The sequence below is a fragment of the Mesorhizobium sp. B2-6-4 genome, assembly GCF_006441495.1.
Lineage (GTDB): Bacteria > Pseudomonadota > Alphaproteobacteria > Rhizobiales > Rhizobiaceae > Mesorhizobium.
In genome coordinates, this window is the sequence record NZ_VFUE01000023.1 from 64,600 (window position 1) to 88,548 (window position 23,949).

The window sequence follows — 23,949 nt, forward strand, 5'->3', positions numbered from 1 at the left end:
GGAGAAATGGGCATGCTTCAAACCACGATCAGGCCAGTTGCCTCTGCCGCACTTGCCGAAGCCGGTGCTTCGCTGCTCGATGTCGACAAGGTGACGCTGCGCTACAAGACGCCGAACCTTCTGATCACCGCCACGGAGGACGTCAGCTTCTGCGTCGACCGGTCGGACCGGTTCGTTCTGCTCGGTCCTTCCGGCTGTGGCAAGTCGACCCTGCTCAAGGCGATCGGGGGCTATATGGCGCCCGTCAGCGGATCGATCACCATCAAGGGCCGTCCGGTGAAGAAGCCCGGCGCCGACCGGATGATGGTCTTCCAGGAATTTGACCAGCTCCTGCCGTGGAAGACGGTTCTGGAGAATGTGACGTTTCCTCTGCTCGTCGCCCGCAAGATGCCGCGCGCCGAGGCCGAAGCGGTCGCACGCGAATACATCGACAAGGTCAAGCTGACGCGCGCCATCGACACCTATCCGCATATGCTGTCCGGCGGCATGAAGCAGCGCGTGGCAATCGCCCGCGGCATGGCGATGCAACCGGATATCCTGCTGATGGATGAGCCCTTCGCGGCGCTCGATGCGCTGACCCGCCGGCAGATGCAGGACGAGCTGCTGCAATTATGGGACGAGACGCGCTTCACGGTGCTTTTCGTCACCCATTCGATCGCCGAGGCAATCAAGATCTCCAACCGCATCCTGCTGCTTTCGCCGCATCCCGGCCGCGTCCGCGCCGAGGTTCGTGGCGTCGAGGATGTTCGCGACGACCCAGTCGCCGCAGCCGAACTCGAGCAGCAGATCCATACCATGCTCTTTTCCGAGCCTGGACACCCGGAGTAAGCCATGGCCGCCCCTGAGATCATCGTTGCCGCCGATCTTCCCGCGCGCAACGGAAACATCGATGCCATCGAACAGAAGCTCGGCCACTTCGAACTTCTCTGGCAGTCCGGCGCTTTCCGCAAGACGCTTCTCATTGTCGTGCTTGCCGTTGTCTGGGAGCTCTATGCGCGCCAGCTCGACAATCCGCTGCTTTTCCCGACGCTGACCGACACCTTCAAGTCGCTCTACGCGAACTTCGCCGACGGCACGCTTCCGTCACGCATCTGGACGACCCTCAAGATCCTGCTCGCCGGCTATGCGATCGGCACCGTGCTCGCCTTCCTGCTCACCATTTTGGCCATCAACACACGCATCGGCACTGACTTCCTCGAGACGATGACGGCGATGTTCAATCCGCTGCCGGCGATCTCGCTCCTGCCCCTGGCGCTGATCTGGTTCGGCCTCGGCCCCTCCAGCCTCGTCTTCGTGCTCCTGCATTCGGTGCTCTGGGCTGTCGCACTGAATACGCATTCCGGCTTCCTCGGCGTCTCGCGCACGCTCAGGATGGTCGGCGCCAACTATGGCCTGACCGGTCTTTCCTATGTCATCCGCATCCTCGTGCCGGCGGCCTTCCCGTCGATCCTGACGGGCCTGAAGATCGGCTGGGCCTTTGCCTGGCGGACGCTGATCGCAGCCGAGCTCGTCTTCGGTGTCTCGTCGGGACAAGGCGGGCTTGGCTGGTTCATCTTCGAGAACCGGAACCTGCTCGACATTCCCGCCGTGTTCGCCGGCCTGCTCACCGTCATCATCATCGGCCTCGTCGTCGAGAACCTCATCTTTCAGACCATCGAGCGCAAGACGCTGCAGAAATGGGGCATGAAGGACTAGGCCACGCCCTGCCCCTTCAACCCACGTTTTAACGAGTTCGCACATGACCACGAAGAAGAAGACGCCCGAAAAGTTGCGGAGCGCGCGCTGGTTCGCGCCCGACGACCTCAGAAGCTCCGGCCACCGCTCGCGCACCATGCAGATGGGCTACGCGCCCGAGGAATGGGACGCCAGGCCCGTCATCGCCATCCTCAATACCTGGTCGGATGCCAATCCCTGCCATGCCCATTTCAAGCACCGCGTTGAGGACGTGAAGCGGGGCATCCTCCAGGCCGGCGGCTTTCCGCTGGAGCTGCCGGCCCTTTCGCTGTCGGAAAGCTATGTCAAGCCGACGACCATGCTCTACCGCAACATGCTGGCGATGGAGGCGGAGGAGCTGTTGCGCTCGCATCCCGTGGACGGGGCGGTGTTGATGGGCGGCTGCGACAAGACCACGCCGGGCCTGGTTATGGGCGCGCTGTCGATGGGATTGCCGATGATCTTCCTGCCGGCCGGGCCGATGCTGCGGGGCAATTATCGCGGCGAATATCTTGGCTCGGGCTCGGACGCCTGGAAATTCTGGGACGAGCGCCGCGCCGGCACGATCACTGAAAAGGAATGGGTCGAGGTCGAGGCCGGCATCGCCCGCTCCTACGGCCACTGCATGACCATGGGCACGGCGAGCACGATGACGGCGATCGCCGAGGCGCTCGGCCTGACGCTGCCGGGCGCAAGCTCCATCCCCGCGGCCGATTCCGGCCATATCCGCATGTCGTCCGCCGTCGGCCGGCGCATAGTGGAGATGGTCTGGGAAGACTTCATGCCCAGCCGCGTCGTGACGGCAGCCGCCGTCAACAATGCCGTCGCCGTCGCCATGGCCACTGGCTGCTCCACCAATGCCGTCATCCATCTGATCGCAATGGCCCGGCGGGCCGGCGTCGCGCTCTCGCTCGACGATCTCGACCGCGCGAGCCGCACGACGCCGGTGCTCGCCAACATCCGGCCCACCGGCAAAACCTATCTGATGGAGGACTTCTACTATGCGGGCGGCCTTAGGGCGTTAATGGCGAAACTGTCGTCCAAGCTCGACCTTTCGGCGCTCACCGTTTCTGGCCGCTCGCTGGGCGAAACGCTGGCGGGTGCCAAGTGCTATAATGACGACGTCATCCGTTCCCTCGACGACCCGATCTACCGCGAGGGCTCTCTGGCCGTCCTCAAGGGCAATCTCGCCCCGACCGGCGCCGTCATCAAGCCGGCCGCCTGCGATCCGCGCTTTCACCGGCACGAAGGACCAGCGCTCGTCTTCGACAGCTATGCCGAGATGAAGGCGGCCGTCGACGACGAAAATCTCGACGTGACACCGGATCATGTGATGGTGCTGCGCGGCGCCGGCCCGCAGGGCGGGCCAGGCATGCCCGAATGGGGCATGCTGCCGATGCCGAAGGCCCTTTTGAAGCGCGGCTATCGCGACATGCTGCGCATCTCCGACGCCCGCATGAGCGGCACCAGCTACGGCGCCTGCGTGCTGCATGTTTCGCCGGAATCGCATGTCGGCGGGCCGCTGGCGCTGCTGCGGACCGGGGACATCGTTCGGCTCGACCTGCAAGTCCGGCGCATCGACATGCTGGTCGGCGATGAGGAACTGGAGCGCCGCCGCAAGGAATGGACGCCCCCGGAAGCGAAGACAGGACGCGGCTATGGCTGGATGTTCGCGCGCCATGTGCAGCAGGCCGATGCCGGGGCCGACTTCGATTTTCTCGAGACCGGCTTCGGTCCCGCCGTTCCCGAACCAGACATCCATTGACGTTCAAGGAAACGATGATGACCGATTATACATTGGGCAAGGAAACACGCGAAAAACTCATGGGTGTCGCAACGCCCACCATTGCGACCGCGCTCTATAAACGGGGCTTGCGCAACCAGTTCATTCAGGACGTTCGGCCGCTTTCGCCGAAGAAGACGAACATGGTCGGCCAGGCCTTTACGCTGCGCTACATTCCCGCGCGCGAGGACCTGAACCAGATCGAGGTTTTCAGGAATCCCGATCATCCCCAGCGTGCCGCCGTCGAACGATGCCCGCCGGGCTGCGTGCTGGTCATAGACAGCCGCAAGAATGCCCGCGCTGCATCCGCCGGCTCCATCCTGGTCTCGCGCCTTCAGGTGCGCGGGGTCGCAGGCATCGTGACCGACGGCGGCTTCCGCGACAGTCCCGAGATTGCCAATCTCGCCATCCATGCCTACCATCAGCGTCCCTCGGCGCCCACCAATCTGACGCTGCATCAGGCCTGTGACATCAACGTGCCGATCGGCTGCGGCGATGTGGCGGTCTTTCCAGGTGACATTCTCGTTGGCGACAATGAAGGCGTCATGGTCATTCCGGCCCATCTCGCCGACGAAATCGCCGAGGAGACTGTCGAGATGACGGCTTATGAGGACTTCGTGACCGAGAAGGTGATGAAGGGCGCAAGTATCATCGGGCTTTACCCGGCTACCAGCGAAGCACCGAAGATGGAATTCGCCGCCTGGCGCAAGGAGAACGGACGCTAGGTTGAGAACTCATACGATCACCTGAACCTTTCGTATTTTTCGCCTTCAATGACCCGGCGGTGGCAGGAATGATGTCGAAGAGCTGATTTTGGTTGTCGGATGAGGCGCGCAGGCGGGCACATGGCTCCACTCAGGGGATGGGCGCCGCGCGGCGAGAGGATCAAAGCCAAGGTGTCGAGCCACCGTGGCTCATCGACGGACCGATCAACGGCGAGCGCTTTCTGCTCTATTCGACAACGTCCTCGCCCCTCCCTCAAGCCCGGCGATATCCTGTCATGGACAATCCCGGTTCGGAAAAGGGTTAGGCGGTGCGCCGCGCCATTCGACGGCGCGCCAGAAGCCGGTCAGCGTCGGCAGCTAAGACAGGATCATCCTTCACGTCGAGGTGTATATGTTTTGACACAATCTGTACCCTTAAACTGCTTCCTCTGGATCCTTCCAAGCCACTCGGCCGTCGGCAATAGCCAAGCATCCCAATTTGCCCCTCAACGTGTCGCGATCTCCCGTGCCTGCTGCGGCGCGGAAGGCCTGCCTCGGCACAACGCCCGCAGGCTTAGGTATGCATATCCGCGCAGCATCATGAGGGCTGTGCGATCCGGCGCGATGCGCTTGCTCGTCGAGCGCCATCATGGTCTCGACATCGGCCCTGATCGAAAGCGCTGGTCGCTCGCGCCTCAAGCTAGGGCCGTTCCGCACCTTCGGCAGTGTCGTCGAAGTCCATCCCTTCCTCGCTGGCGCCCCGACGGGCTACAGCCCGATACCATACCAGGCGCGCCAAGATTCCGATGTCTGCTCAACCAGCCGGCTGAGCAGACATCAATAGGCATCACCGCTAGCCCCAGAGGCCCAGGTGCACCGACGACTTGACCGGCGCGCCGCGCTAAGCGCGCGCGCCGAATGTCCGTGCTTCGGTCGGGCGCTCAATCCAAGAGAAGCACAGCCTCAACCTCGAAAAGCATGGGGTCGATAGCGAGCTTTGGCACCGGAACTAGCGTCTGTGCAGGCAGCTTGGCACCGAACATCCGCATCACCTCCTGGGTCAGCACACCCAACTTCGGCATATCGTGGTCGACCACGAAAACGGTTAACTTCACGACTTGGTCCAAGCGAGCGCCAAGCGCATCGATCACGGCGGCAAGGTTTTTGTATGCCTGCTCCACCTGTGTTGCGAAATCCGGTGACAGACCGCCGGTCTGGTCCTGTCCGCCTTGTCCGGAGATGAAAGCCAGCCGACCAGAACCAGGGGTGATGACCGCTGTGCTGTAGCCATTCGGCGTCGGGTTGTGCAGGTGGGAAGGGTTGGCGATGACCGGCGTTGCACTGGCGACGGGTGTTTGGTTTTGAGATGTCATGATCAGTCTCCTTGTTGAGCGACCATGACCGGCCTAAAGTAAATTGGTGCCATAACTTGGCACCAAATGTGCCTGGATCCACAAATGAACATCCGCCTCCGACACGACGCTATCGTGCGCATTCTCCGACGCGAAGGAAACTCGACAATCAGCGACTTGGCAGACGAAGTGGGTGCTTCACGGCGAACGGTGCTGCGCGACATCGTAGCGCTGCGTAACCAAGGCTTCGTCATACATTCCGAATCCGGCCGAGGCGGCGGGCTTCAGCTCGACCCCAAGTCGGTGCAGACCACTGCTCGACTCTCCGTGACGGAGGTGTTCGCCCTCCTTATCAGCGTTGCGGCAATGCGCGCGGCCCGGTCCCTTCCCTTCTCCGATCTCGCCGATGCGGGGCTTGCCAAGATCGAGAGGGCACTGTCGGCAGACAAGGTGCGAGACCTGCGCCGGCTCCTCGACTGCTTGTATGTCGGACAGTTGTCGCCCAAGCAGGATATTTCAAACCTGGGTTCAATTGATCCCGAACTGCTGCCTGCCTTCGAGGCGGCATTTCTCCAACAGCTGCATCTCCGGTTCGGCTACCGTGACGCTAAAGAAGTGGAAACGGTCCGCAAGGTCGAACCCCAGGCCATTCTGATCCTGCCGCCAGTTTGGTATCTCGTGGCCTGGGATGCGGCCCGTGAGGGTTTCCGCCACTTCCGCATGGACCGGATCAGTCGACCGAAGATCATGGAACGCACACAGTTTCGTCGAAGACACGTCCCTTTCGAAGATGATGTTTGCCCTTTCAACGAGATTCCCCGCTGACTATCAGGACGGCCAGGCCGGTGCAGTCATCCTACCAATCCAGGCGCGTCTTCGCGCTTCCGATCGAGAGAGCTTAGCGCGTCCGCGGGGACGGTCGCGGGCACAGAAACGAATGAGCGGAAGGCGATCTCTTCGCTTCGGTGAGACCAAGACCTCAGGTGCAGTATCTTCGGAAACAGCGATTTGCCTTGCTACGGCAAGGCGAAGGCCAACAGGGCATCGCCATTCTTCGTCCTCAGCCCACCATGCCCCCCTGCGGCAATGACCACGAACTGGCGGCCGTCCTGGCCTTGATAAGTGATCGGGTTGGCTTGGCCACCCCCGGGTAGTCGCGCCTTCCAGAGCATCTCCCCCGTAGTTTCATCAAAGGCGCGCAGGTACTGGTCTGCGGTGGCTCCGATGAAGACGACTCCGTCGGCGGTGATGAGGTTACCGCCAATGTTGAACATTCCAGTCGGCAGCGGAAGGTTGAAATGCGTGTTGAAGAGCCCGGCATCTCGCGTGGTGCCAATTGGCCGCTCCCAAACGATCTTTCGCGTGGCCAGGTCGGTTGCCACCAGCTTGCGTCGCGCCCCACATCTCCGTTTCCTTCAAATCCGCAGGAGCAAGCGACGGCAACTGCCGGATATCCATTATCTCTTCTCCAGCGCAGTAGCGTCGAAAACAGCGGTTCGCATACGAGCATCTTTCCGGTAAGATACCGTGCAGAAAGTTCTGGACAGCTCAAGTGAGTCAGATGAGTGATGCTGTAGATGCCGTGCGAGAGGCGTGGAGCCGCGAGCGCCCCGACGTCGACAACTGGCCTGTGGGGGTGATCGGGCGAACGCAACGTCTTGCCCGCGTTCTCGAGGACGAACTTCAGAGCTTCTTCAGTCGATATGATTTGGATACGAGCGAGGTGGACGTGTTGTTCACACTTCGCCGGTCAGGTGCGCCTTACGAACTAACGCCGACACAGCTCGTTAAATCCCTAATGGTCACTTCTGGCGCGGTCACCAAACGCATTAACCGACTCGAAGCCAGGAAGTTTGTCGAGCGGATTCCCGGTACTCGCGATGGTCGCATCGTACAGGTTCGGTTGACCGGGCATGGCCTAACAACGGTCGACCAACTTTTTGCGCCACATATTGCCAATGAGGTGCGATTGCTTGGAGGCCTTGACCGAGACAAACTGGACCAACTCGCCGACCTACTCCGAACACTTCTGAAAGCTATCGGCGATACGCCTCGCCGCTGACTTGCTCGCGCGTAGCATGGCCGCGTCGTGATGCGATCTATTGTCGCCCGCAGCGACTATTTTCGTAGGATAGGCTGCCCCGTGCGGGGGTTCGTCAGAGTGACGTTTTCGAGGGCCTTGATGAGCCACATCCCAGCGTGGCGGGTCAGCACCGCTTGGATTAGAGTATCCACACAATGTGGTCCTGCTGGATGCCCGGTCCCAACGGTCAGGCGGCTCCAAAAGTGCACAACGGCTGCTCCATCACTAATGGCAATCACGTCGATCACCTCGTTTTCGAGCGTCGAGTCGCGGTAGACCGTTTCGTGGATGGGGGCGTGGAGCGCGATGATCTCCTCAACGCCTCGCACGAGGTGCCCGAACCGATTCACGAAAGTCGCGTCCTCGTGAAATAGCGATCCGAGCGCGATCATATCATGGGCGTTCCAAGCGGTTTGGAACCCTTCAGCCGCGGCGTCCGGGCGTGTCATCTCGATCATGCTGCTGCTCGCCGTTGTTTCCACGGTCTGGTGGACTGCTGTCCATTGACACTTTGCTTTCCACCTCGACGAACACCGGTTCACATACCGGTACCTTTCTGGTAAGATACCGCTATCATAAATTCTTGGACGGCTCAAGAAGGTCTGCGTGAATGACCTCAATTGGGAGAGCGGCAGTGCGTGCGAGGCGATCCTGCTGACGTTGTGGGCCCGCAGAATTTCGCCCACCCAATTGACCGCTAGAACAGTTCTTTGCCCCTTAGCGGCAAAGCATCTTCGTCCTATGATTTGAGCCGGCCGCTCCGGACCTTGCGCCTGGTGATTGATCTAATCGGTCTGCACGAGAGACCATAATTTCACCTTTGACAAGCGCCTGGGGATTACGCGGCCTCTTCCGTCTCAGCGTAATTGACGGGAATCTGCAGGCACAACAGGTCGAGCCGTCGAGCCCAATTCCTTTCAGCTTCGAGCAGTTCATTCTCCTCAGTCAGGCCATTCATAAAGAGCCTGAGGACGTGCGCAGCAATGCGCGCTCCTTCGTTCGAAGCAGGGGCTACGCCGCGCTCTTTGCAGACGGAGTGACAAACGTGGGCAAGCATAACAATATCGCTCGGCCCCAAAAACGACCAGGATACAACATAACGTTCTCTGCTCAAAAGCTACTGATTGCTACCGATTACGCAAGGTCACCAGCAGCCACAATTAACTATGATGGTCGTGCACCCTCGGCTTTGCGAAAATCCAGGGCACCCTCGAACGGGCGCCCAGGTGCCGGCAGCAGCGAGGCCGAGCCGGACCTTGGGCTGATCTCGCTGCTCTGGAGAATGTCAGAGAGCCTGAAAAATTTGGATGAAGTGAAGCCGCTGGACCTACCGCGGGAGCCGCAGTCCCGTGCGCTCCGTGGCCGCGGCTACCCATGCGATCAAAGTGTCCGTCATTGATCCTTGAATGCCGGCTGATCGCCCAAGCTCCGAAACATTGGCGCCCATCTCAATATGTCGCGCCGACCATACGCTCCTTCTCTTCCCGGCCCAGCGCCGACGCCGCTCCACCGAGGTGATCATTTCAGTCTGATGCTTCGTCATAGGGCTACTCCTAGTGCTGGCACTAGGACTTGCAGCCCTTCAGCCTATCTCAGCAAAGCGGTCTTCACCCGGATTGGTACCGGATTTTCCAAAAGAGGACATTCGTGCTTGTCGCGATCGCTCGCCTCGCCATGTCTTATGGGGGGAGATCGCCGCGATCCCCTGTTCCTTTCACCTGCACTTCGTCATTCCCCATATGCACCGGTATGTCGGTCAGCATGCAGCGCTGGAACGGACGAAACTGAGGCAGGGGGTTAGGTCGGGGTAGAGGGCTGGCCTCCACGACCGGCATGCGGAACCCGAACACATAGTTCGATCCAGTAGCCGGCCCTGACTTTCAGTCCCACACTACGCGCCGATGAATTGAACCGGAAGAGTCCGGCCGCGTTGTTGGGAAATCGAAACGCAATCCTTGGAGGAAGAAATGGCCGCTACTCAAACAAGTCGCGGGCGCAGCCAGGACCGCGCAAAGGTCGCTGGCGGGCAGGATCATGAGGTGAAGTACGAAGCGGGCAAGACTGGGGCGAGCAAAGCCGCCGTCAAGTCGGCCGTGAAATCGGTCGGCAACAGTCGCAAGAAGGTCGAGGACAAGCTCGGAAAGAAATGAACCACGGCAGATGGTTCGGATCGCCACCTTCAATGTGAACGGCGTCAATGGTCGGCTGCCCGTGCTCCTGAGGTGGCTCTCGGCCACCAACTACGACATCGTCTGCCTCCAGGAACTGAAAACGTCCGACGAGAAATTTCCGATCGAGGCCATCCGCGAGGCGGGGTACGGCGCCATCTGGCATGGCCAGAAATCCTACAACGGAGTGGCTATTGTAACTCGAGGGATGGACCCGGTCGAACGCCGGCGCGGCTTACCTGGGGATCCTGACGACACTCACAGCCGCTACATCGAAGCCCAGGTGGACCGACTCGTTGTCGGCTGTCTCTACCTGCCCAATGGGAATCCAGCGCCTGGTCCCAAGTTCGACTACAAGCTGCGCTGGTTCGACCGCTTGATCAGCTACGGCCAGGACTTGCTGAAAGCGGGAGCGCCCACAGTGCTGTGTGGAGACTACAATGTCGTTCCAACTCCCATCGACGCCGTAGCGCCCCGACGATGGCTTGGCGATGCGGTTTTCTTCCCCGAGAGCCGGCAAGCCTATGCCGAGATGCTTGAGGATGGCTGGATCGATGCGGTCCGGCGCATCCACCCGGAGAAGGGGGTCTATACGTATTGGAATCACTCCTATGGCGGCGGCTACGACAAGAGTTCTGCCCTGCGAATGGACCATCTGCTCGTCAGTCCATCGTTGTCGCCCAGGCTTCGCGACGCCGGCGTGGATGTTGGGACGCGAGGATGGGAAAAGCCCAGCGATCATGCGCCGGCTTGGATAGAGCTCGACTAGTCGATTTTGCGGGGCCAAATTTCAGATGGCTTTCAGCAGACTCACGCCTCAGTCCGAAACTTGTCGCATATTTTGGACATGTCCCGGTTGAAACCGGCAGCAATCTCCGTTCGCGCGTGCTTGCACCGATCGAGTCCAAACCCGATGAGGTTGGGCCCTGCGACTTCGCAGACCCCGGTGGACGCCGCCGTGGACAGAACCCTGCAGCGCCTAGCAGCCGCCGGGGATCTTCGCCGGATTGGCCGTGGTCTCTATGACCGGCCGCGTACGAACACCCTGACCGGCGGCGCCACCGTGCCGGACTATCGCGCCGTGATCCGAGCGGTGACGCCCCGGGACAACGCGCGCATCGTCATCGATGGCATGACGGCCGCCAACGATCTTGGGCTCACGACGGCCGTCCCTGGGCGGATCGAGGTGCTGGTCGATGCGAGATTGAGGCTGATCAAACTCGGCGGCCAGGAAATCCATTTCAAGTATGCGGCCCCGAGCCGTCTTTATTGGGCGGATCGGCCGGGGGTGCGGGTCGTCCAGGCCCTGCATTGGATGCAGGATATTCTGACCCAGGAAAGCGAGCGCAAGGGGATCGCGACGACATTGCGACGGCTGCTTTCTGACCCGAAGCACGGCGAGGGAATTCGCGAGGATCTGCGCGCCGGGCTCCGGCAGTGCCGATCTGGATGCAGGAGTTCCTGCGCCAACTCCTCAGCCCCACCGCTGGGCCAGAGGGCAAGCCATAACGACCGTGCCTACCGTCAGATTATTGCCACGTCGCCTCGTGACCGGCCCGATCTATTCCTCGTCACGGCAAACCATATTGGCGCGCCGGTCGGTAATCTCGAAAAGGATCTTTGGGTCTGCTGGACGCTCGATGCGCTCTATCACGAAACGGCCGGCAGAAGAGCCGCGGCTGCTCTTTAAGAGCGACACGTCGCTGTCGAAAGGCTATGAGCTCATCAAGCGCTTCTCCGAGGACATCAACCTCACCGGATTCCGCGACGACCTCGACGAGCCAGCCTCGGTCGAAGAGCTCCAGGCGCTTTCGAACAAGAAGCGCCGGGCTAAACTGGATGCGATCCGAAATGCCTGTCGCGCCTATATCACCGGCCCGCTCATGAGTTCCTCGCCGCCCAATTGGCTGACGTCACCGAAAGGGGCGGATCGCGTGGGGACGCCGACCTGATGGGAAGTCCTGCTACTTTGGTATCTCGAGGTGGAACCGCGCGATGGCGCCATATCCGGCCCGCCATCCGTCAATCCGGCGCAAAATCGGCGCGCCGACCTCGTCTCGGCGCCGACTGCGTGCGTCATGCGCGCATGTTTTTCGATCGTCCCGACTATGATCTGGCCTCGGCAAGGCCGGGAGCTTCGTCATTATGCCGGTGCCAGGGACCGATGAGCTTGCGCGAGACTACGCCAACACGACCGCGATGATCTTCGGCGCCGCGCCAAGCTTTGGATGATATCTGGCGTTCCGCAGGGCGGATAGAGCCTCAACGTTGGCAAACAGGGTCACACTCCACCTCGCCGTCTTTCCAACCCACGCGCCGCCTTTCGTGCGACCCTGAGGTCATCGAGAGTTGGCTGCCACCAAAGCGCGTCACCAATCTCCGTCTTGGTTCGCGACGGCCAGGTCTTGATGAGCTCATCGAGGGCGGCGGGACGCCACCGACCCCAGACATAGTCATGGTGGTCTGGCAAGTCGGCGTACTGGGAACCAAGAATGTCACCATCGACGGGCTCGCCATCGCACCCGATGAAGACGATGACACCGTAGCCCCGTGTCATTACCGGCCGGCCAAGCGGCGGAAGATCGTTTGGATCCAGCGGATAGCGCCTGCGGCGGCGTTCTGTGGCATGGGCGCGAGACGCCAGTTCTTGCGGAGACCCCTGCCTCTGCGCCGCGCGCTGTTTTCGCGCTTCGGGCTCGTTGCGAAGAGCGGCAGCCTCAATTTCCGCCCAGCGTCGATGCAGTTGTTCATAGGAGCGATAAGGCACTTTCCAAGCGTGCCTGTCGGGATCCCAGGACGCAAACGGCACGTCGCGCATCACCTTCACCACCGAGCGAGAATATGGTGTTTGCACCTCCAGCCGATCCTGGTGCACGAACAGGTACTTGGAAACGATAGGGTCGAAGGCGTAGGCGTCGCGTCCTCTGCTGTCAGCATGCACGCTCGATCCGGCGAGTTCTTGCTCCATCCAACGATTGACGCGCCGAGCTGCGGTCTTCCCCGGGACAAACCAGGCCTTGAGTTGATCGCTCCAGCGGGCCCGGGGAAAACTCTTCCGGAAGCGTTCGACGGTGGTCCGATCAAAGGCGAAGGACGCCGGCACGCCCGTTGAGACATTGTCATTCGAACCTGATCCATCCGTTCTCTTCATGATCATGGAGCTTTCACCGCATCTCTGACAGGAGAACGCTTTACGAAGGCGCAAGTGCCCTTCGCGCCGATGTCGGCAAGAACTCCCAGATTGCAGGAAGCGAACGGACCTTTGCTGCTTATAGTCGTGGAATGCGGCAATGAATACGCCAAGCAGAGCAAGGATGAACGACTTTCCGCCGCGCCTTCCAACAATTAGCCATGCTTCCTTGGCTTGTCGGCTTGGGGCATTCTTGCGGCTAGTGAACTTGCGGAATATATCGAGTTCCGCGTCTGTCATTGGAAGAGCGAAGAGCGTCTTCAAGAAATGACCCAAGTCGCCCGAGTGTCTTTGTCTTTCATCCAAGAAGCAAATAGCTTCTCGTCTTGGATTGATTCTAGGAGATTTGTAATTATTACTATTACGCTCCGGTCGTCGTAACAAGTATAGCGCATCTCACTATGAGCGCAAACTTCAAGTTGTGGAACTTCTATTCTGGATTGAGCGCGCCAATTCCTGAATTGCCTAGGATTGGGCACCCTCAGGAGCAACCATCACGGGTTGACGAACTGGACGGGAGCTATAGCTTTCGAGCGAATGGCCCCCAGATACGAGCTCAAGAAGTCGCTGGACGAAAGCTGGACCGTGATCCACGTGTTCACCGGTCAGCCGGCAGACGCGTGGGGCGCACTGACTGAAGGCCTGGACGAGTGCTATGCGCGCGACCTGGTTGACGCGATGAATGCCGTAGACCTGAAACGCCGCCTTGCTACAGATGGATGCTGATGGGGCGGCGCTGGTTCAACCCTCCCATTCCCATTACTGGCGAAAATGCGGACGTGACGTACATCGTCGCCGATGTCGATGCAGTTGCCGACCATCTCCTTCAGTTTACCGAGCGTGGGCCCAAGTGGAATCAAGCCGTGCGCGTCTGCGCTGCTGCTCTGGCGGATGAGGCTTCACCTCAGGAAGTGCGGAGATGCTTCAAGCTCGCGGCTAAGGAGGCGGGGAAGCTCCACAATGCTTATCGGACCAGCTAGGTAGTCGGGTAGGCGCTGCCGTACTTTCGGAACCATCACCTAGCCAGCGGGTTAGACCGGGATAGGAAGGGACACCCGTTTATGCCTGAGTTTCACGGAAGGGATACGCACGTCCGTGCTGTCGGCGCTTTCCGGCGGATGATCCGCAGGGAAGACAATCGGCAATATCTGCGCCGTACCATGGAACTGGAAATTGAGCAGCGATTGCCCGAAGCCATCGTTTTACTGCTCCAAAAGCTTGAGGAATGTGAACCGCAGGCGGCCGAATGAGAGCGGCGACACCAGACGGGGCTCGGTCAGCGCTATGCTATACCAGCGAACAGCGGACCGCGCGTTCTCGTTGGGGTGCTCGTCCTGTCATTTGCTATTTGCGGGGGGCTGGCTTGGGTGGTCAGTCGAGACGCATCAGCTTTCCCGCTTCTTCAGCGGCAGCTTCAAACGCTGTTCGCACGTCTTTGGGTGATAGGCGCTCGTCGAACGCAGCGATGCAGGCTTGCACGGCGGCGGCCCATTAGGGACCTCTGGTGTCCCATTCCATGAGTTGCTCTGCTGCGCCCTCAACATGACTGGTGCCATGCCGAATTCCTGGCTGGTCGGACCGGATATAGACAGGCGGCGAGAACCAATGAAGTGCCATGCCTTCATATTAGCGCGACCTGATGTATTGCGGTAGATGGGTCGGATTTACTGCCGGGTTCGTCGCGTTGTACGCTTGGATGGGAGGAGCAACGTTGCTGTTGGACATCCCCTACAAGACGCTGCCGCACAATGGTCATTACAGGCGACGAAATGCCATTGCCATTTGGCTTAGCTGCCCTCGTATTGGCGTGGGTCGTTTTGGCGCATCACGCGATGTGCTTTGGGCAATTGCACTCGTGACGCTTTGGATTGGAGCCTACTATTCGGGATGTGCCACGGTGCAAAGCGAATGGGACGAGACTTCGCGGATTCGGCTCGATCGCAAGGAGAAGAAGCTAGAGAGAGAAAACACGAAACGGCTCGATCTTGGCGAACTCGTTTTCAAGTTCATTGAAGCTCATCCCGGCACTGATTATGAAACGGCCCGCTCGAAGATAGCACAAGCTGCGCTCGAAGAGCATTTGCAGGTGATAGACGACTTCTGGGATCGTCACGATGAACTTCGCAGGGAGGCGAGAGCCAATCTATTCGGGTAGATGGCTAGAGCCTCCTTCACCGTCGGCCGCAGCTTCTGCTCCAAGATGCGCTTGAACATATCGGCGAAGCCTGCGGCTACGTGGAGGGAGAAGCCGATAGAGTGGTTACGCAACCGCGCAGGAAACTGAATGGCGAGCAGCCGAAAATCTTTGAGGGTCTGCGGAGCATATACCATCCCGAACTTTGAGAGCTCTTGCGAGCAGCGAATGATGGATTCATAGGAGCCGTCTGGGCTCCAATGAGAGCGGCGACAGCGGCTGCGAGACGGTCAGCGGTAAAGCGAACCGTCGAAGCCGTCTGCGACGCAATCGGCCAAACCCTCAATCGTGTCACTCCACACGAATGCTCAAACTATTTCCGCAAACTTGGGATATGACCGGACTAATCTCATCCCGCTCTAGCAGCTATTTTTGCATGAACAGCTCGTGTCCCATTGCGGGATCCCCAGGCCTTCCACCAGCGTGCTCAAGGCCGCATCCAAGGGGCCGATCCGACTTTCTCGGGCACCAGGAGCCCGTCGATCGCAACCGGCCCGGGATGCCTCCCGACGCCCCAACACGCTGGCGCCAACCGTCGTCCTCGGCATCACGGACGACATGCGCATCGCTCATGAGGGAATCTTCGGCCCGGTCTTGCCGATTTTTCCCTACCGCGACGTCGAAGAAGCGATCGCCTATGTGAACGCCCGGCCCCGTCCGCTCGCGCTCTACTACTTCGGTGCCGATGACGAAGACCGACGCAAAGTGCTGAGCCGAACGACCTCCGGCAACGTCACCATCAACGGTACGATCATGCACATAGCCCAGGATGATTTGCCTTTCGGCGGTGTCGGTCCCAGCGGCATGGGCGCATACCATGGCATCGAAGGTTTCCGTACCTTCAGCCATGCCAAAGGGATCTATGAGCAGGGCCGCTGGAACCTCTCCAATCTTCTCCACGCCCCCTTCAGACAGCCAAGCGATATCATCCTCAACATGATGCTCCGGTAACCAGCATGCCGTCATCAAGTCAAGCTCAGGAGCATCCGCACATGACCGCCACATCGTTGCCACTGCGCGGCTCATGCCAATGCGGCGCCTGCTCGTTCGAGGTGCGTACCTCGCCGAAAGCCAGGTTCCGGTGCCACTGCCTGATCTGCCAGGCGTTCAACGGCAAACCGTTCGCGGATGTGGTCGCCGTTCGCGCCAAGGATGTCGTGTTGAAAAAAGCCGGCAACATCTCATTCAAGAAATACCGTCCGGCCCCGAACTTCAATCGCGGCGTCTGCCGGACCTGCGGGGAGCCCGTTGTGGAGGTTGCCGGCGTTGGGCCGTTCAAGGTGATGTTCATCCCCGCCAGCAATTTCGGGCTCAAGGCCCGGCTGCCGCCGGTTCGATTCGATATGTTCTATCATCATCGAGTGCTGGACATGCCCGATAGCGTGCCAAATACAGCGGCTATTTTGCGAGCGAGTGGGCGGTCGGGAAACTTATCATGAGTGGCTTGTGAAATGGAAAGCCGGTCTGTTTGGTGAGGCGTTACCCGGTTGCCCCCCTCGGCCAAGCCGCGGGGCCACGTCGGCGGCAGCTTAGAGTCAATTTACGGCTGAGCAGCGGTCGGCGCGAGTGCCAAGACTTGGCGCAACAGCGACCTCTGTGAGGGTACCAATGTCGTCCGCTTTCAGGAAGCGCCGAAGCTGATCTCAACGACTGAGATGAGGCGCAAAGCAGCCGTTCCTTCGGCGCAGCGCTGTTCGGATCTACGCGGGGGACAAGCGTGAGCGTCTCATTCCAGTCCACATGCTTGGGCGCGAGCAGTTTTCATCCAATCGACGCTAACTAGGTCGTCGAGGCCCCAAGGCAGGGCTGCGAAACTCATTGACCAAGCGTGTCCAGCGCCCTTTGTGCCGCGATGAGGTCGACGATTTGATACGTAGTGTTAAACGTGTGGACCACCGCTTGCAGACGCGTCGCGGCCTCGTGGACACTACCTTGGCGTGCCAGAACTGGTGCTAGTTGGGTTGCGGCGCGAAGCTCGAAGAGTCTCGCTTGCTGTCGACGGGCAGTCGCAATTGCTGCTTCGAATAGGCTGGCGGCACCCCCTAGGTTACCTCTGCCCGCGGCGATTTGGCCACGAAGGCGAATACACTCTGCTAGGCAGCTTGCCTCGTCCGTGTCGAAAACGAGGGTATCGACATCATCAAGCATTTGCGATGCCTCTTGGAGCCGACCGGCCCGCACGAGAAGATCACAAAGTGCGCATGTTTTCTCGGGGGTATGAAATACGACGCCTTCCCCACGCCAGACAACCACGCTCTCCCGGACGTCATCGATGCCGGCGTCGAGCTCACCTAAATGGAAGCGGGCATAGCCACGCCACCTCAGGCCGCTGCTTCTACGCGCCACGTAACCATGCCGCTCGCAAATTTCCACGATCTTCGTAGCGGTCTCAAGTAATTGCTGGTATTGACCGAATATAGCGAAAAATTCACACTGAGTGAGAAGACACCAGGCGAGGTCGAAAGGTTTATCGAGCTCGCCGAGAGTTCGAATCAGTTTTTCTTTTTGCTCGACGGCATCATCAAAGAAGCCCGATATGATCAGTGAATCGCTAAGATACTCTTGGGTAGAGAGACATTGATCCGCACCAGCGAACAAGATACGATGACTTGCTTCAACACGTTCAATCAGAGCTAAGGCCTTGCGTAGGGCCTCCCCTGCCAGCGGTTGTTCTCCCCGGTTGTAGTGAGCAATCCCCTTTGCCGCCCAAAGTGCACTCAGATAGGCCGCAGGAACGAGATCGGCGTCATTTGCGAGCTGCTCTTCGGCCAGGGCCAGGTAATCTTGATTGCGCCCAGTGGCATAAAAATAAGGAGCGAGAGAAAGCGCGACTTCGCACTGCAATTCGACCGATGCAGTGTTGGCGGCGGCATGACGTGCGTCTTCAAGCGTTCTCCCAAGGCGCCCAGAACGATACCCTTCTGCTTGCATCAAAGCATTAGCCATCGCTAGCTGGAGACGTGTCATCCGTTCGGCGTCACGGGAGACGTCGCCAAGTCTCCTGCTGCAGTCGATCGCACTGGCAAAGTGCGACACGGCTTCCCGGGTGGCAGCTCTGGCCACGGCGGCCCCTCCCGCCCTTTGCCACTGATTTAGGGCGCGCGCCCAATCCCCAGCTTCCTGAAAGTGGTGTGCGAGGAGCTCGGGTTGCGCTTCAGTGATGTCGGTCCACTTTTCCTCCAACACATCCGCGACACGCTTATGTATCGCCTGGCGCTTAGCGCGCAGAAGCGTGCCATACGCTGTGTCCTGAACGAGCGCATGCTTGAAGAGGTAAGTGGCCAGTGGCCGTGTCCCGCGGCAGAACACCAGACCAGCGCCGACGAGTTGATCCAGTGCGCCATTTAGCTCAATGGCATTTCGCTGTGCGACCGTTACCAGCAATTCGTGGGAGAACTCCCGACCGAGAACCGCGGCGACCTGTGCGATCTCCTTAACGGTTGGGCCTAGGCGATCGAGCCGCGCCATCAACGAGGCATGCAGCGTGGCGGGAACGTTCAACGCCGTCGCAGCAGCTCGTGAGGGCACCTTCCTAGCGTTGCCGCCCTCCAACACCGCCTTGGTCAGCTCCTCGACGAACAGTGGCACCCCATCCGTGCGCTCGATGATCTCCGCGACAACGTCGCTCGGCAGCTCTCCGGTGCCGACGACCCGCTGGACCAGCGCTGCGCCTTCGCGACGGTCGAGCCGATTGAGGACCATAACCATGACGTGCGACTGCCCGGTCCACGGCGGTTGAAACTCGGGGCGGAACGTGAGGAGAAGCAGCACTGGCAGGCGCGGCACCCGCTCGATGACCAGGTCGAGCAGCTCGCGCGAGCTGGGGTCGATCCAGTGGACATCCTCGAAGAGCATCAGCACCGGACCTTGTCGCGCCAGCTCTTCGAGCCGCCGGAGCAGCGCATCGAAGGTCTTCTCTTTCCTACGCTGGGGCGTCAGTTGGAGCGGCGGGAAGCGGCCTTCGGTCGGCAACGACAGCAGCTCGGCCATCAGCGCCCCGTCCTCCGGAGAGGCCGGGGCAAACAAGGCTGCAAGCTTATCCAGCTTCCTCTCAGCCGGGTCGTCGCGCTCCAACCCGGCGGCACGTTCTAGCTGCGCAATGGTTGGGTGAAGCGCACTGTCTTGATGATGCGGCGAACAGAAATAGCGCAAGCGGGTGTGTGGCTCATTCTGGATCCGCTCCTGCAAGGTAACCGTGAGGCGCGACTTTCCGATGCCGGGCTCGCCTGAGAGCAGCACCACACAGCCTTCACCAATTTTGGCGCGATGCCAGTGGCGCTGCAGCAGGTCGACCTCCTCCTCACGCCCGACCAGCGGCGTGGGCGTCGTCCCATGCAGCGCCTCAAACCTGCTTTCGACAGCGCTCTCACGACACACTTGATAAGGATGGATCGGCTCCGGAAAGCCTTTCACCTCGACGGCGCCAAGGTCGCGATATTCGAAAAGATCGCCGACCAGCTGCCGCGTTTGCGGCCCGATCACGACCGCGTCGGGTTCGGCAAGAGCTTGCAAGCGGGCGGCGAGGTTCGGCGTCTCGCCCACGACGCCGCGCTCTTGCCCTTCGCCAGCGGTGATCAGATCACCGACGACGACCTGTCCGGTGCCGATGCCGATACGAACCCGCAATGGCTTGGGCTCTGGGATTAGCCTAACGACATCTACGAGAGCAAGGCCAGCGCGCACCGCCTGCTCGGCGGCGTTCTCGTGCGCCTGTGGGTACCCGAAATACACCAAAACTCCGTCGCCCATGTGATTGGCGACAAAGCCGCCGAAGTGAGCGACCGTATCAGCGACACAGCGGTGATACGCCCCGATGATCTCACGCAGGTCCTCGGGATCCAGACTTGTCGCCAGTGCCGTCGAGCCAACCAGATCCGCGAACATGACGGTCAGTTGCCGACGCTCCGCGCTTAATTCCCGGGTGCAGCTCTGAGCCGCGATGTCATCGGTGCTCGCGTCGGGATGGCTTGACGACCCCAGCCCCACTACCGCCTTGTGGAATCGCTTCCGATGACCGAGGAGCATACCGAGCTTCTCGAGGTCGGCATCGGTCAGTTCCGGCAGGACTTCCGCGTCGATCGCGTTGTCGCGAAATGCCTGCTCGTATTGCTGGAGACCGAGGCCTCGCAACCAAGCGGCAACGTCCACACAGCTCTCCCAAGGCTGAATTCGGGTCCCTCAGCCGCAATATTAACTCAGATGCCAAGGAAATGCTGTAGACCCGGATTTCTGTCGAAGCTGGAGGTCCCTCCGGAAGACTCGAGGGCCTGGAGTCCGACATGGTTGCCGCTGCGGTACCAGCTTTTGACCGCAAAGCCGCCGCTTCCTCCCGCACGCGAAATTGACGGATCCGGATCAAAAGGCGGCATTGCTGGTGGACGTTCCATGTTGAGAGCGTGCGCCATTAAATATTTTAATGCGGCACCCTGCCGGCTGGAGCATCGAGCAACAGCGCCTTGCGCCGTAATCTGACCGCATCGGCACTACCATTTCGATCACGGTCCACCAGTGCAAAACGAGCGCCATCTTTCGCAATGATGGTAAGGCCCGGCATCTCAGAATTTGTCGGGACGTACCTGCTACCAGTTCGAACGTACAGCCGGCGTTATTCGACTGCGCTGAAGCGGTATCCACCCAAAAGACACAGGTAAGCACACATATCACCAGGCTCCGGAGATATCGGCCACTTGCGCTCATGAACGCCTCCCTGCTTTATGAAAATCCGCGGCAAGAAAATCTTGCATTGTCTTCTGCGGTCAGCTTGGCAGTATACTCATGCGCACGAACCGGCACCTGCACCCGCGTTGCCCTAAAGGTAGCACGGTGCCGACCAGCAATCTTAACACGATAGCTTGCTCCACCACCAAACAAGGCGACATCAAGCCATTGGAAGCGGCCGCGATGCGAATGTCGCGAACGTCACGCGGCGACGCTGCCGTTCGGCTCATCTGCCAGAACGAGCAGGTCGCGCCAGAAGCGGACGGCGATCGTACCTCTGCTGAGCGACCGGTTGGCGCAACGGAGACCTGCAGCGTCTTTCCCATGATGTCCGCTTTCGGGAAGCGGCAAAGACTCTCTCAACCGTCGAGATCAGGCGCATTGCTGCCCATCATTTCGGCCGAAAGCGAAGAGACATGGTCGTCGCGCTGCATCGTGCCACGCGGATTCTCGAATCGAACCCGAGGCCGCATCCTGCCGACTTCCTTCTGGAATCACCTCTCCGAGTCTCTCCGGCGCAAGCGGGGAATGCTTGCGAGATTGGGACAGGTGACCCGCGGTCGCTTCGTTCCCGCCGCATCACCGAGGAGCGCTCTGAGCCCAGGCCGACCGGACGCCGTCCCGACGCTCGTCGAATGGCCTCCACTGACGAGAGAAGCAGCAGGACGATTGGCTTCGACAACCACACCTAGAATAAAGCGTTGACTACTACCGTGCTACGCAACGACACCATGTCCCGGGATATCACCCAAAGTTTGCTCGCGCGTTCTATGTCGAGGGAAGCGCCGGCCGATTTTGGCCAGCAACGATACGGCCGAAGAGCCACAGAATGGCTGGGCAAACCAGGAGCATGGCGGCGCCGAAGTCGAGCGCGCCGCTCGCGGAGCCGAGCAACGTTGAAAGCTTTCCGCCGATCGCGGACCCAACCGGGCTTCCAGCATAGAAAGCCGTATAGAATATCCCCATTCCGATCGCCCGCGTCCTCGGGTCGAGCACACGCGCAGGAAGGCTCATGATCGCACCGGCGGGCAAGCCGGAAACGGTTCCGACGGCAATGACGACAGGGAGCACCGGGCCGCCTCGCGACAGGAGAACCGTCAGCAGCGCAAAACCAATGCAGCCCGCGACAATGATAGCTTCGCCGCGCTTGGTCAGATCAGCGAGGAAACCTCCAAAGGGCACCGAAATCGCCGTGAGCCAGAGGACGATGCTAATCGTTGACCCAGCTGCAGCCATGGACCAGCCTTGCTCGACCAGCATCGTTGGGCCGAAACTGAAGATCATGACCAAACCAAGATTGTAGAAACACCAGATCGAGCTAGCGGCAATCACCGCATAGACCGTTTCCGAGGTCACACTGCCTCGTTCGCCTTCAACGGAGACGGCCGCCTTCGGCGCGCGGTAGAAAAAGCCCATGAGGACGAGGCCGATCATGATCCACCCTGCGACGGCAAGATTGACGAGATGAAGCCCGAACCTCGTTGCGATCCATGGCAAGAGCATGAGGGCGATTGCGATGCCCACCGGCCACGAGTTGACGAAAATGGCCATCGCGGTTGCAATTTCGCGGCCGGTGAACCAGTCGGCTACCATCTTGGTCATCAGAACGCTCAGGAGAATGCCGCCAGTGCCGGCGATCAGTCGGCCTGCGATTTGCACGCTCCACGATGCCGATGAGGTCATCAGTAATTCGCCTGCCAGCATCGTCAGGAGTCCGGCGAGGACCGTCGCCTTGTCGCCATAGCGGCGTCCGAGGGCGCCGCTAGGGAAGGCGAGCAGGACGCCCGGCGCAAAATAGACTCCGATGAGGATCCCAATGTCGGCCAGACTCGCTCCGAGGCTTTGGCTAAGCTGCGGCGCTACTGACCCTACGCTGCCGAACTGGAAGGCGAAGGCGGCACGAACGACGAACAAGACAGCAAGAATGGTCCAGCGGCTTCGCACTTGAATCCTCCCCTGGGCTGACAATCGGCGCATGGTTTTCATCAAATGCATCGCCAACTCAGTCCAATCAATCATGATTCAATGTTTGCAGATCATGTCGGCCAGCAGCCCAGGAAAGCGCCTCTTTTAACCGGTCGTCCCCCCAAAACGTTTCGCCATCCACGACGAAAGCCGGGGAGCCGAAAATGCCATAGCTGCGGGCCACATCCGTTTCAGCCTTGAGCCGCTCATGGGCGCGGGCGCCGTCGGCCTTGGCAATCACATCGTCGACATCATGACCGAGGGGAGTCAGCGCATGCCCCAGATGAGCGCGACTACCCAGTGCCATGCCTTCCAAGTACCACGCCGTGAAGCTTGCGACGGTATAGGCCTCGCACCAGCCCTCCTCGGCCGCCACCATGGCGACCCGGTTGGCCAGAAGGTCCGGATCGGTCGGCCAGATGGGCGCCCTGACGTAAGGCACGCGGTGCGTCGCCGCGCGCCGCTCCACATCGCGCCACATGTATTGCACCTTTGCCGTCTGGGTGCGGAGGGCAATGTTCTTCTCGGCCATGACGGTGCGGACATTGAAGGGGCGCCATCGAACGGCAACACCCGACTGTTTCGCCATAGCGTCAATGCGCATCACCGACAGATATGCGTAGCCGCTCCCAAAGAAATAGAAGAAGTCAATCTGCTTCATTCCACCGCCTCCGCGCCGCAGCCAACTCGGCAACGAACCAATGAATCAGTCAGTGCTGTTAAGGCTGCACATGCGTATGAGCCATGACCCGTCGGCCTGTCGTTCGAAGACGTCGACAGACGTACCGTTGCCGGCCTCCAAGCCCTCGGTATAGGTGGCGAGGCACCAAGCCAACTCACCGGATTTGCCCGCGTGTATCACTGCCATTTTCTTGTGGGTCGCCTCGCTGTGCCCGTTCGTCCAGGTTGCGTGGAGAGCTTCGACAGCGTCGCGGCCCCGAGCAGGAGGCGCATAGGGCGAATGTAATTCGGCATCGGCCGTAAACATGGCGCCGCATGTTTTGGCGTCGCCAGCACGATAGGCAGCCACATAGGCATTCCAGAAAACCTGCAGTTCCTCGTGGATCGACATCGGACGG

General features: G+C 60.2%; 24 protein-coding genes and 1 pseudogene. 16 read left to right on the forward strand and 9 right to left on the reverse strand.

Translation table 11 applies throughout. The annotated features are described in order from the left end of the window. Positions 1 to 12: 12 nt before the first annotated feature. The 4 genes from FJ426_RS26265 to FJ426_RS26280 are packed head-to-tail and all read left to right on the forward strand — an operon-like array spanning position 13 to position 4,221. Complete coding sequence (locus FJ426_RS26265; protein WP_140825623.1) at positions 13 to 828, forward strand: ABC transporter ATP-binding protein; 816 nt, start codon at positions 13 to 15, stop codon at positions 826 to 828. 3 nt (positions 829 to 831) lie between these two features. After that, positions 832 to 1,695 carry an ABC transporter permease gene (locus tag FJ426_RS26270; RefSeq protein WP_140825624.1) on the forward strand — a complete coding sequence of 288 codons (864 nt, stop codon included), beginning with the start codon at positions 832 to 834 and terminating at the stop codon, positions 1,693 to 1,695. 43 nt (positions 1,696 to 1,738) lie between these two features. Further along, positions 1,739 to 3,478, forward strand: coding sequence for an L-arabinonate dehydratase (gene araD, locus FJ426_RS26275; protein WP_140825625.1), 1,740 nt, complete (start codon positions 1,739 to 1,741; stop codon positions 3,476 to 3,478). Between the two features lie 17 nt (positions 3,479 to 3,495). Further along, complete coding sequence (locus tag FJ426_RS26280) at positions 3,496 to 4,221, forward strand: ribonuclease activity regulator RraA (protein ID WP_140825626.1); 726 nt, start codon at positions 3,496 to 3,498, stop codon at positions 4,219 to 4,221. A 920-nt stretch (positions 4,222 to 5,141) separates the two neighbouring features. Here FJ426_RS26280 and FJ426_RS26285 read toward each other — a convergent pair. Beyond that, positions 5,142 to 5,573, reverse strand: coding sequence for a RidA family protein (locus tag FJ426_RS26285; RefSeq protein WP_140825627.1), 432 nt, complete (start codon positions 5,571 to 5,573; stop codon positions 5,142 to 5,144). An 84-nt stretch (positions 5,574 to 5,657) separates the two neighbouring features. On the opposite strand from FJ426_RS26285, the gene FJ426_RS26290 reads away from it, so the two are divergent. Beyond that, the gene (locus tag FJ426_RS26290; protein WP_140825628.1) at positions 5,658 to 6,377 is read left to right on the forward strand and encodes a WYL domain-containing protein; all 720 of its coding nucleotides are present in this window, start codon (positions 5,658 to 5,660) and stop codon (positions 6,375 to 6,377) included. A gap of 191 nt (positions 6,378 to 6,568) precedes the next feature. Here FJ426_RS26290 and FJ426_RS26295 read toward each other — a convergent pair whose 3' ends face one another. Next, positions 6,569 to 6,934 (reverse strand): hypothetical protein, encoded by a 366-nt coding sequence (locus tag FJ426_RS26295; protein WP_246675608.1) that lies wholly within the window; start codon positions 6,932 to 6,934, stop codon positions 6,569 to 6,571. Positions 6,935 to 7,113: 179 nt separating this feature from the next. Between FJ426_RS26295 and FJ426_RS26300 the strand changes: the two genes are divergently transcribed. Continuing rightward, entirely contained in the window at positions 7,114 to 7,614 is a 501-nt protein-coding gene (locus FJ426_RS26300; protein WP_140825630.1) for a MarR family transcriptional regulator, read from the forward strand. A 56-nt stretch (positions 7,615 to 7,670) separates the two neighbouring features. Here the strand turns inward: FJ426_RS26300 and FJ426_RS26305 are convergent, their stop codons facing one another. Further along, the gene (locus FJ426_RS26305) at positions 7,671 to 8,093 is read right to left on the reverse strand and encodes an SgcJ/EcaC family oxidoreductase (RefSeq protein WP_140825631.1); all 423 of its coding nucleotides are present in this window, start codon (positions 8,091 to 8,093) and stop codon (positions 7,671 to 7,673) included. A 1,509-nt stretch (positions 8,094 to 9,602) separates the two neighbouring features. On the opposite strand from FJ426_RS26305, the gene FJ426_RS26315 reads away from it, so the two are divergent. The 4 genes from FJ426_RS26315 (at position 9,603) to FJ426_RS26330 (ending at position 11,755) form a co-directional block, all read left to right on the forward strand. Next, positions 9,603 to 9,785 (forward strand): DUF3606 domain-containing protein, encoded by a 183-nt coding sequence (locus FJ426_RS26315; protein WP_140825632.1) that lies wholly within the window; start codon positions 9,603 to 9,605, stop codon positions 9,783 to 9,785. Positions 9,786 to 9,795: 10 nt separating this feature from the next. Then, complete coding sequence (xth, locus tag FJ426_RS26320) at positions 9,796 to 10,572, forward strand: exodeoxyribonuclease III (protein ID WP_140825633.1); 777 nt, start codon at positions 9,796 to 9,798, stop codon at positions 10,570 to 10,572. Positions 10,573 to 10,761: 189 nt separating this feature from the next. Further along, the gene (locus tag FJ426_RS26325) at positions 10,762 to 11,493 is read left to right on the forward strand and encodes a DUF6088 family protein (protein WP_246675609.1); all 732 of its coding nucleotides are present in this window, start codon (positions 10,762 to 10,764) and stop codon (positions 11,491 to 11,493) included. Then, positions 11,444 to 11,755: a nucleotidyl transferase AbiEii/AbiGii toxin family protein gene (locus FJ426_RS26330; RefSeq protein ID WP_246675610.1), complete on the forward strand. Its 312-nt coding sequence runs from the start codon at positions 11,444 to 11,446 to the stop codon at positions 11,753 to 11,755. Before FJ426_RS26325 ends, FJ426_RS26330 begins: the two co-directional genes overlap by 50 nt. Before the next feature lie 329 nt (positions 11,756 to 12,084). On the opposite strand, the gene FJ426_RS26340 is transcribed toward FJ426_RS26330, so the two are convergent. Next, on the reverse strand, positions 12,085 to 12,960 hold the full coding sequence (locus FJ426_RS26340) for a hypothetical protein (protein ID WP_246675611.1): 876 nt from the start codon (positions 12,958 to 12,960) through the stop codon (positions 12,085 to 12,087). Positions 12,961 to 13,494: 534 nt separating this feature from the next. On the opposite strand from FJ426_RS26340, the gene FJ426_RS26345 reads away from it, so the two are divergent. The 3 genes from FJ426_RS26345 to FJ426_RS26355 all read left to right on the forward strand — a co-directional run bounded on the left by FJ426_RS26345 (position 13,495) and on the right by FJ426_RS26355 (position 14,243). Then, complete coding sequence (locus tag FJ426_RS26345) at positions 13,495 to 13,719, forward strand: hypothetical protein (protein ID WP_246675612.1); 225 nt, start codon at positions 13,495 to 13,497, stop codon at positions 13,717 to 13,719. Next, positions 13,719 to 13,973 (forward strand): DUF982 domain-containing protein, encoded by a 255-nt coding sequence (locus FJ426_RS26350; protein WP_140825634.1) that lies wholly within the window; start codon positions 13,719 to 13,721, stop codon positions 13,971 to 13,973. Before FJ426_RS26345 ends, FJ426_RS26350 begins: the two co-directional genes overlap by 1 nt. Before the next feature lie 81 nt (positions 13,974 to 14,054). After that, entirely contained in the window at positions 14,055 to 14,243 is a 189-nt protein-coding gene (locus FJ426_RS26355; protein ID WP_140825635.1) for a hypothetical protein, read from the forward strand. A 121-nt stretch (positions 14,244 to 14,364) separates the two neighbouring features. Here FJ426_RS26355 and FJ426_RS32090 read toward each other — a convergent pair whose 3' ends face one another. Beyond that, positions 14,365 to 14,472 carry a DUF982 domain-containing protein gene (locus FJ426_RS32090; RefSeq protein WP_281405502.1) on the reverse strand — a complete coding sequence of 36 codons (108 nt, stop codon included), beginning with the start codon at positions 14,470 to 14,472 and terminating at the stop codon, positions 14,365 to 14,367. Between the two features lie 238 nt (positions 14,473 to 14,710). On the opposite strand from FJ426_RS32090, the gene FJ426_RS26365 reads away from it, so the two are divergent. The 3 genes and pseudogenes from FJ426_RS26365 (at position 14,711) to FJ426_RS26375 (ending at position 16,626) form a co-directional block, all read left to right on the forward strand. Beyond that, positions 14,711 to 15,148: a hypothetical protein gene (locus tag FJ426_RS26365; protein WP_181176996.1), complete on the forward strand. Its 438-nt coding sequence runs from the start codon at positions 14,711 to 14,713 to the stop codon at positions 15,146 to 15,148. Positions 15,149 to 15,685: 537 nt separating this feature from the next. After that, a pseudogene (locus FJ426_RS26370) lies at positions 15,686 to 16,138 on the forward strand (aldehyde dehydrogenase family protein); the annotation flags it as partial. 41 nt (positions 16,139 to 16,179) lie between these two features. Beyond that, entirely contained in the window at positions 16,180 to 16,626 is a 447-nt protein-coding gene (locus tag FJ426_RS26375; RefSeq protein WP_246675613.1) for a GFA family protein, read from the forward strand. A gap of 376 nt (positions 16,627 to 17,002) precedes the next feature. Here FJ426_RS26375 and FJ426_RS26380 read toward each other — a convergent pair whose 3' ends face one another. The 4 genes from FJ426_RS26380 to FJ426_RS26400 form a co-directional block, all read right to left on the reverse strand. Further along, positions 17,003 to 20,335 carry an AAA family ATPase gene (locus tag FJ426_RS26380; protein WP_140825637.1) on the reverse strand — a complete coding sequence of 1,111 codons (3,333 nt, stop codon included), beginning with the start codon at positions 20,333 to 20,335 and terminating at the stop codon, positions 17,003 to 17,005. A 1,338-nt stretch (positions 20,336 to 21,673) separates the two neighbouring features. Then, positions 21,674 to 22,891, reverse strand: coding sequence for an MFS transporter (locus FJ426_RS26390; RefSeq protein ID WP_246675614.1), 1,218 nt, complete (start codon positions 22,889 to 22,891; stop codon positions 21,674 to 21,676). Positions 22,892 to 22,916: 25 nt separating this feature from the next. Further along, complete coding sequence (locus tag FJ426_RS26395; RefSeq protein WP_140825638.1) at positions 22,917 to 23,531, reverse strand: DsbA family protein; 615 nt, start codon at positions 23,529 to 23,531, stop codon at positions 22,917 to 22,919. Positions 23,532 to 23,576: 45 nt separating this feature from the next. Beyond that, the gene (locus FJ426_RS26400; protein ID WP_140825639.1) at positions 23,577 to 23,942 is read right to left on the reverse strand and encodes a nuclear transport factor 2 family protein; all 366 of its coding nucleotides are present in this window, start codon (positions 23,940 to 23,942) and stop codon (positions 23,577 to 23,579) included. Positions 23,943 to 23,949 lie beyond the last annotated feature (7 nt).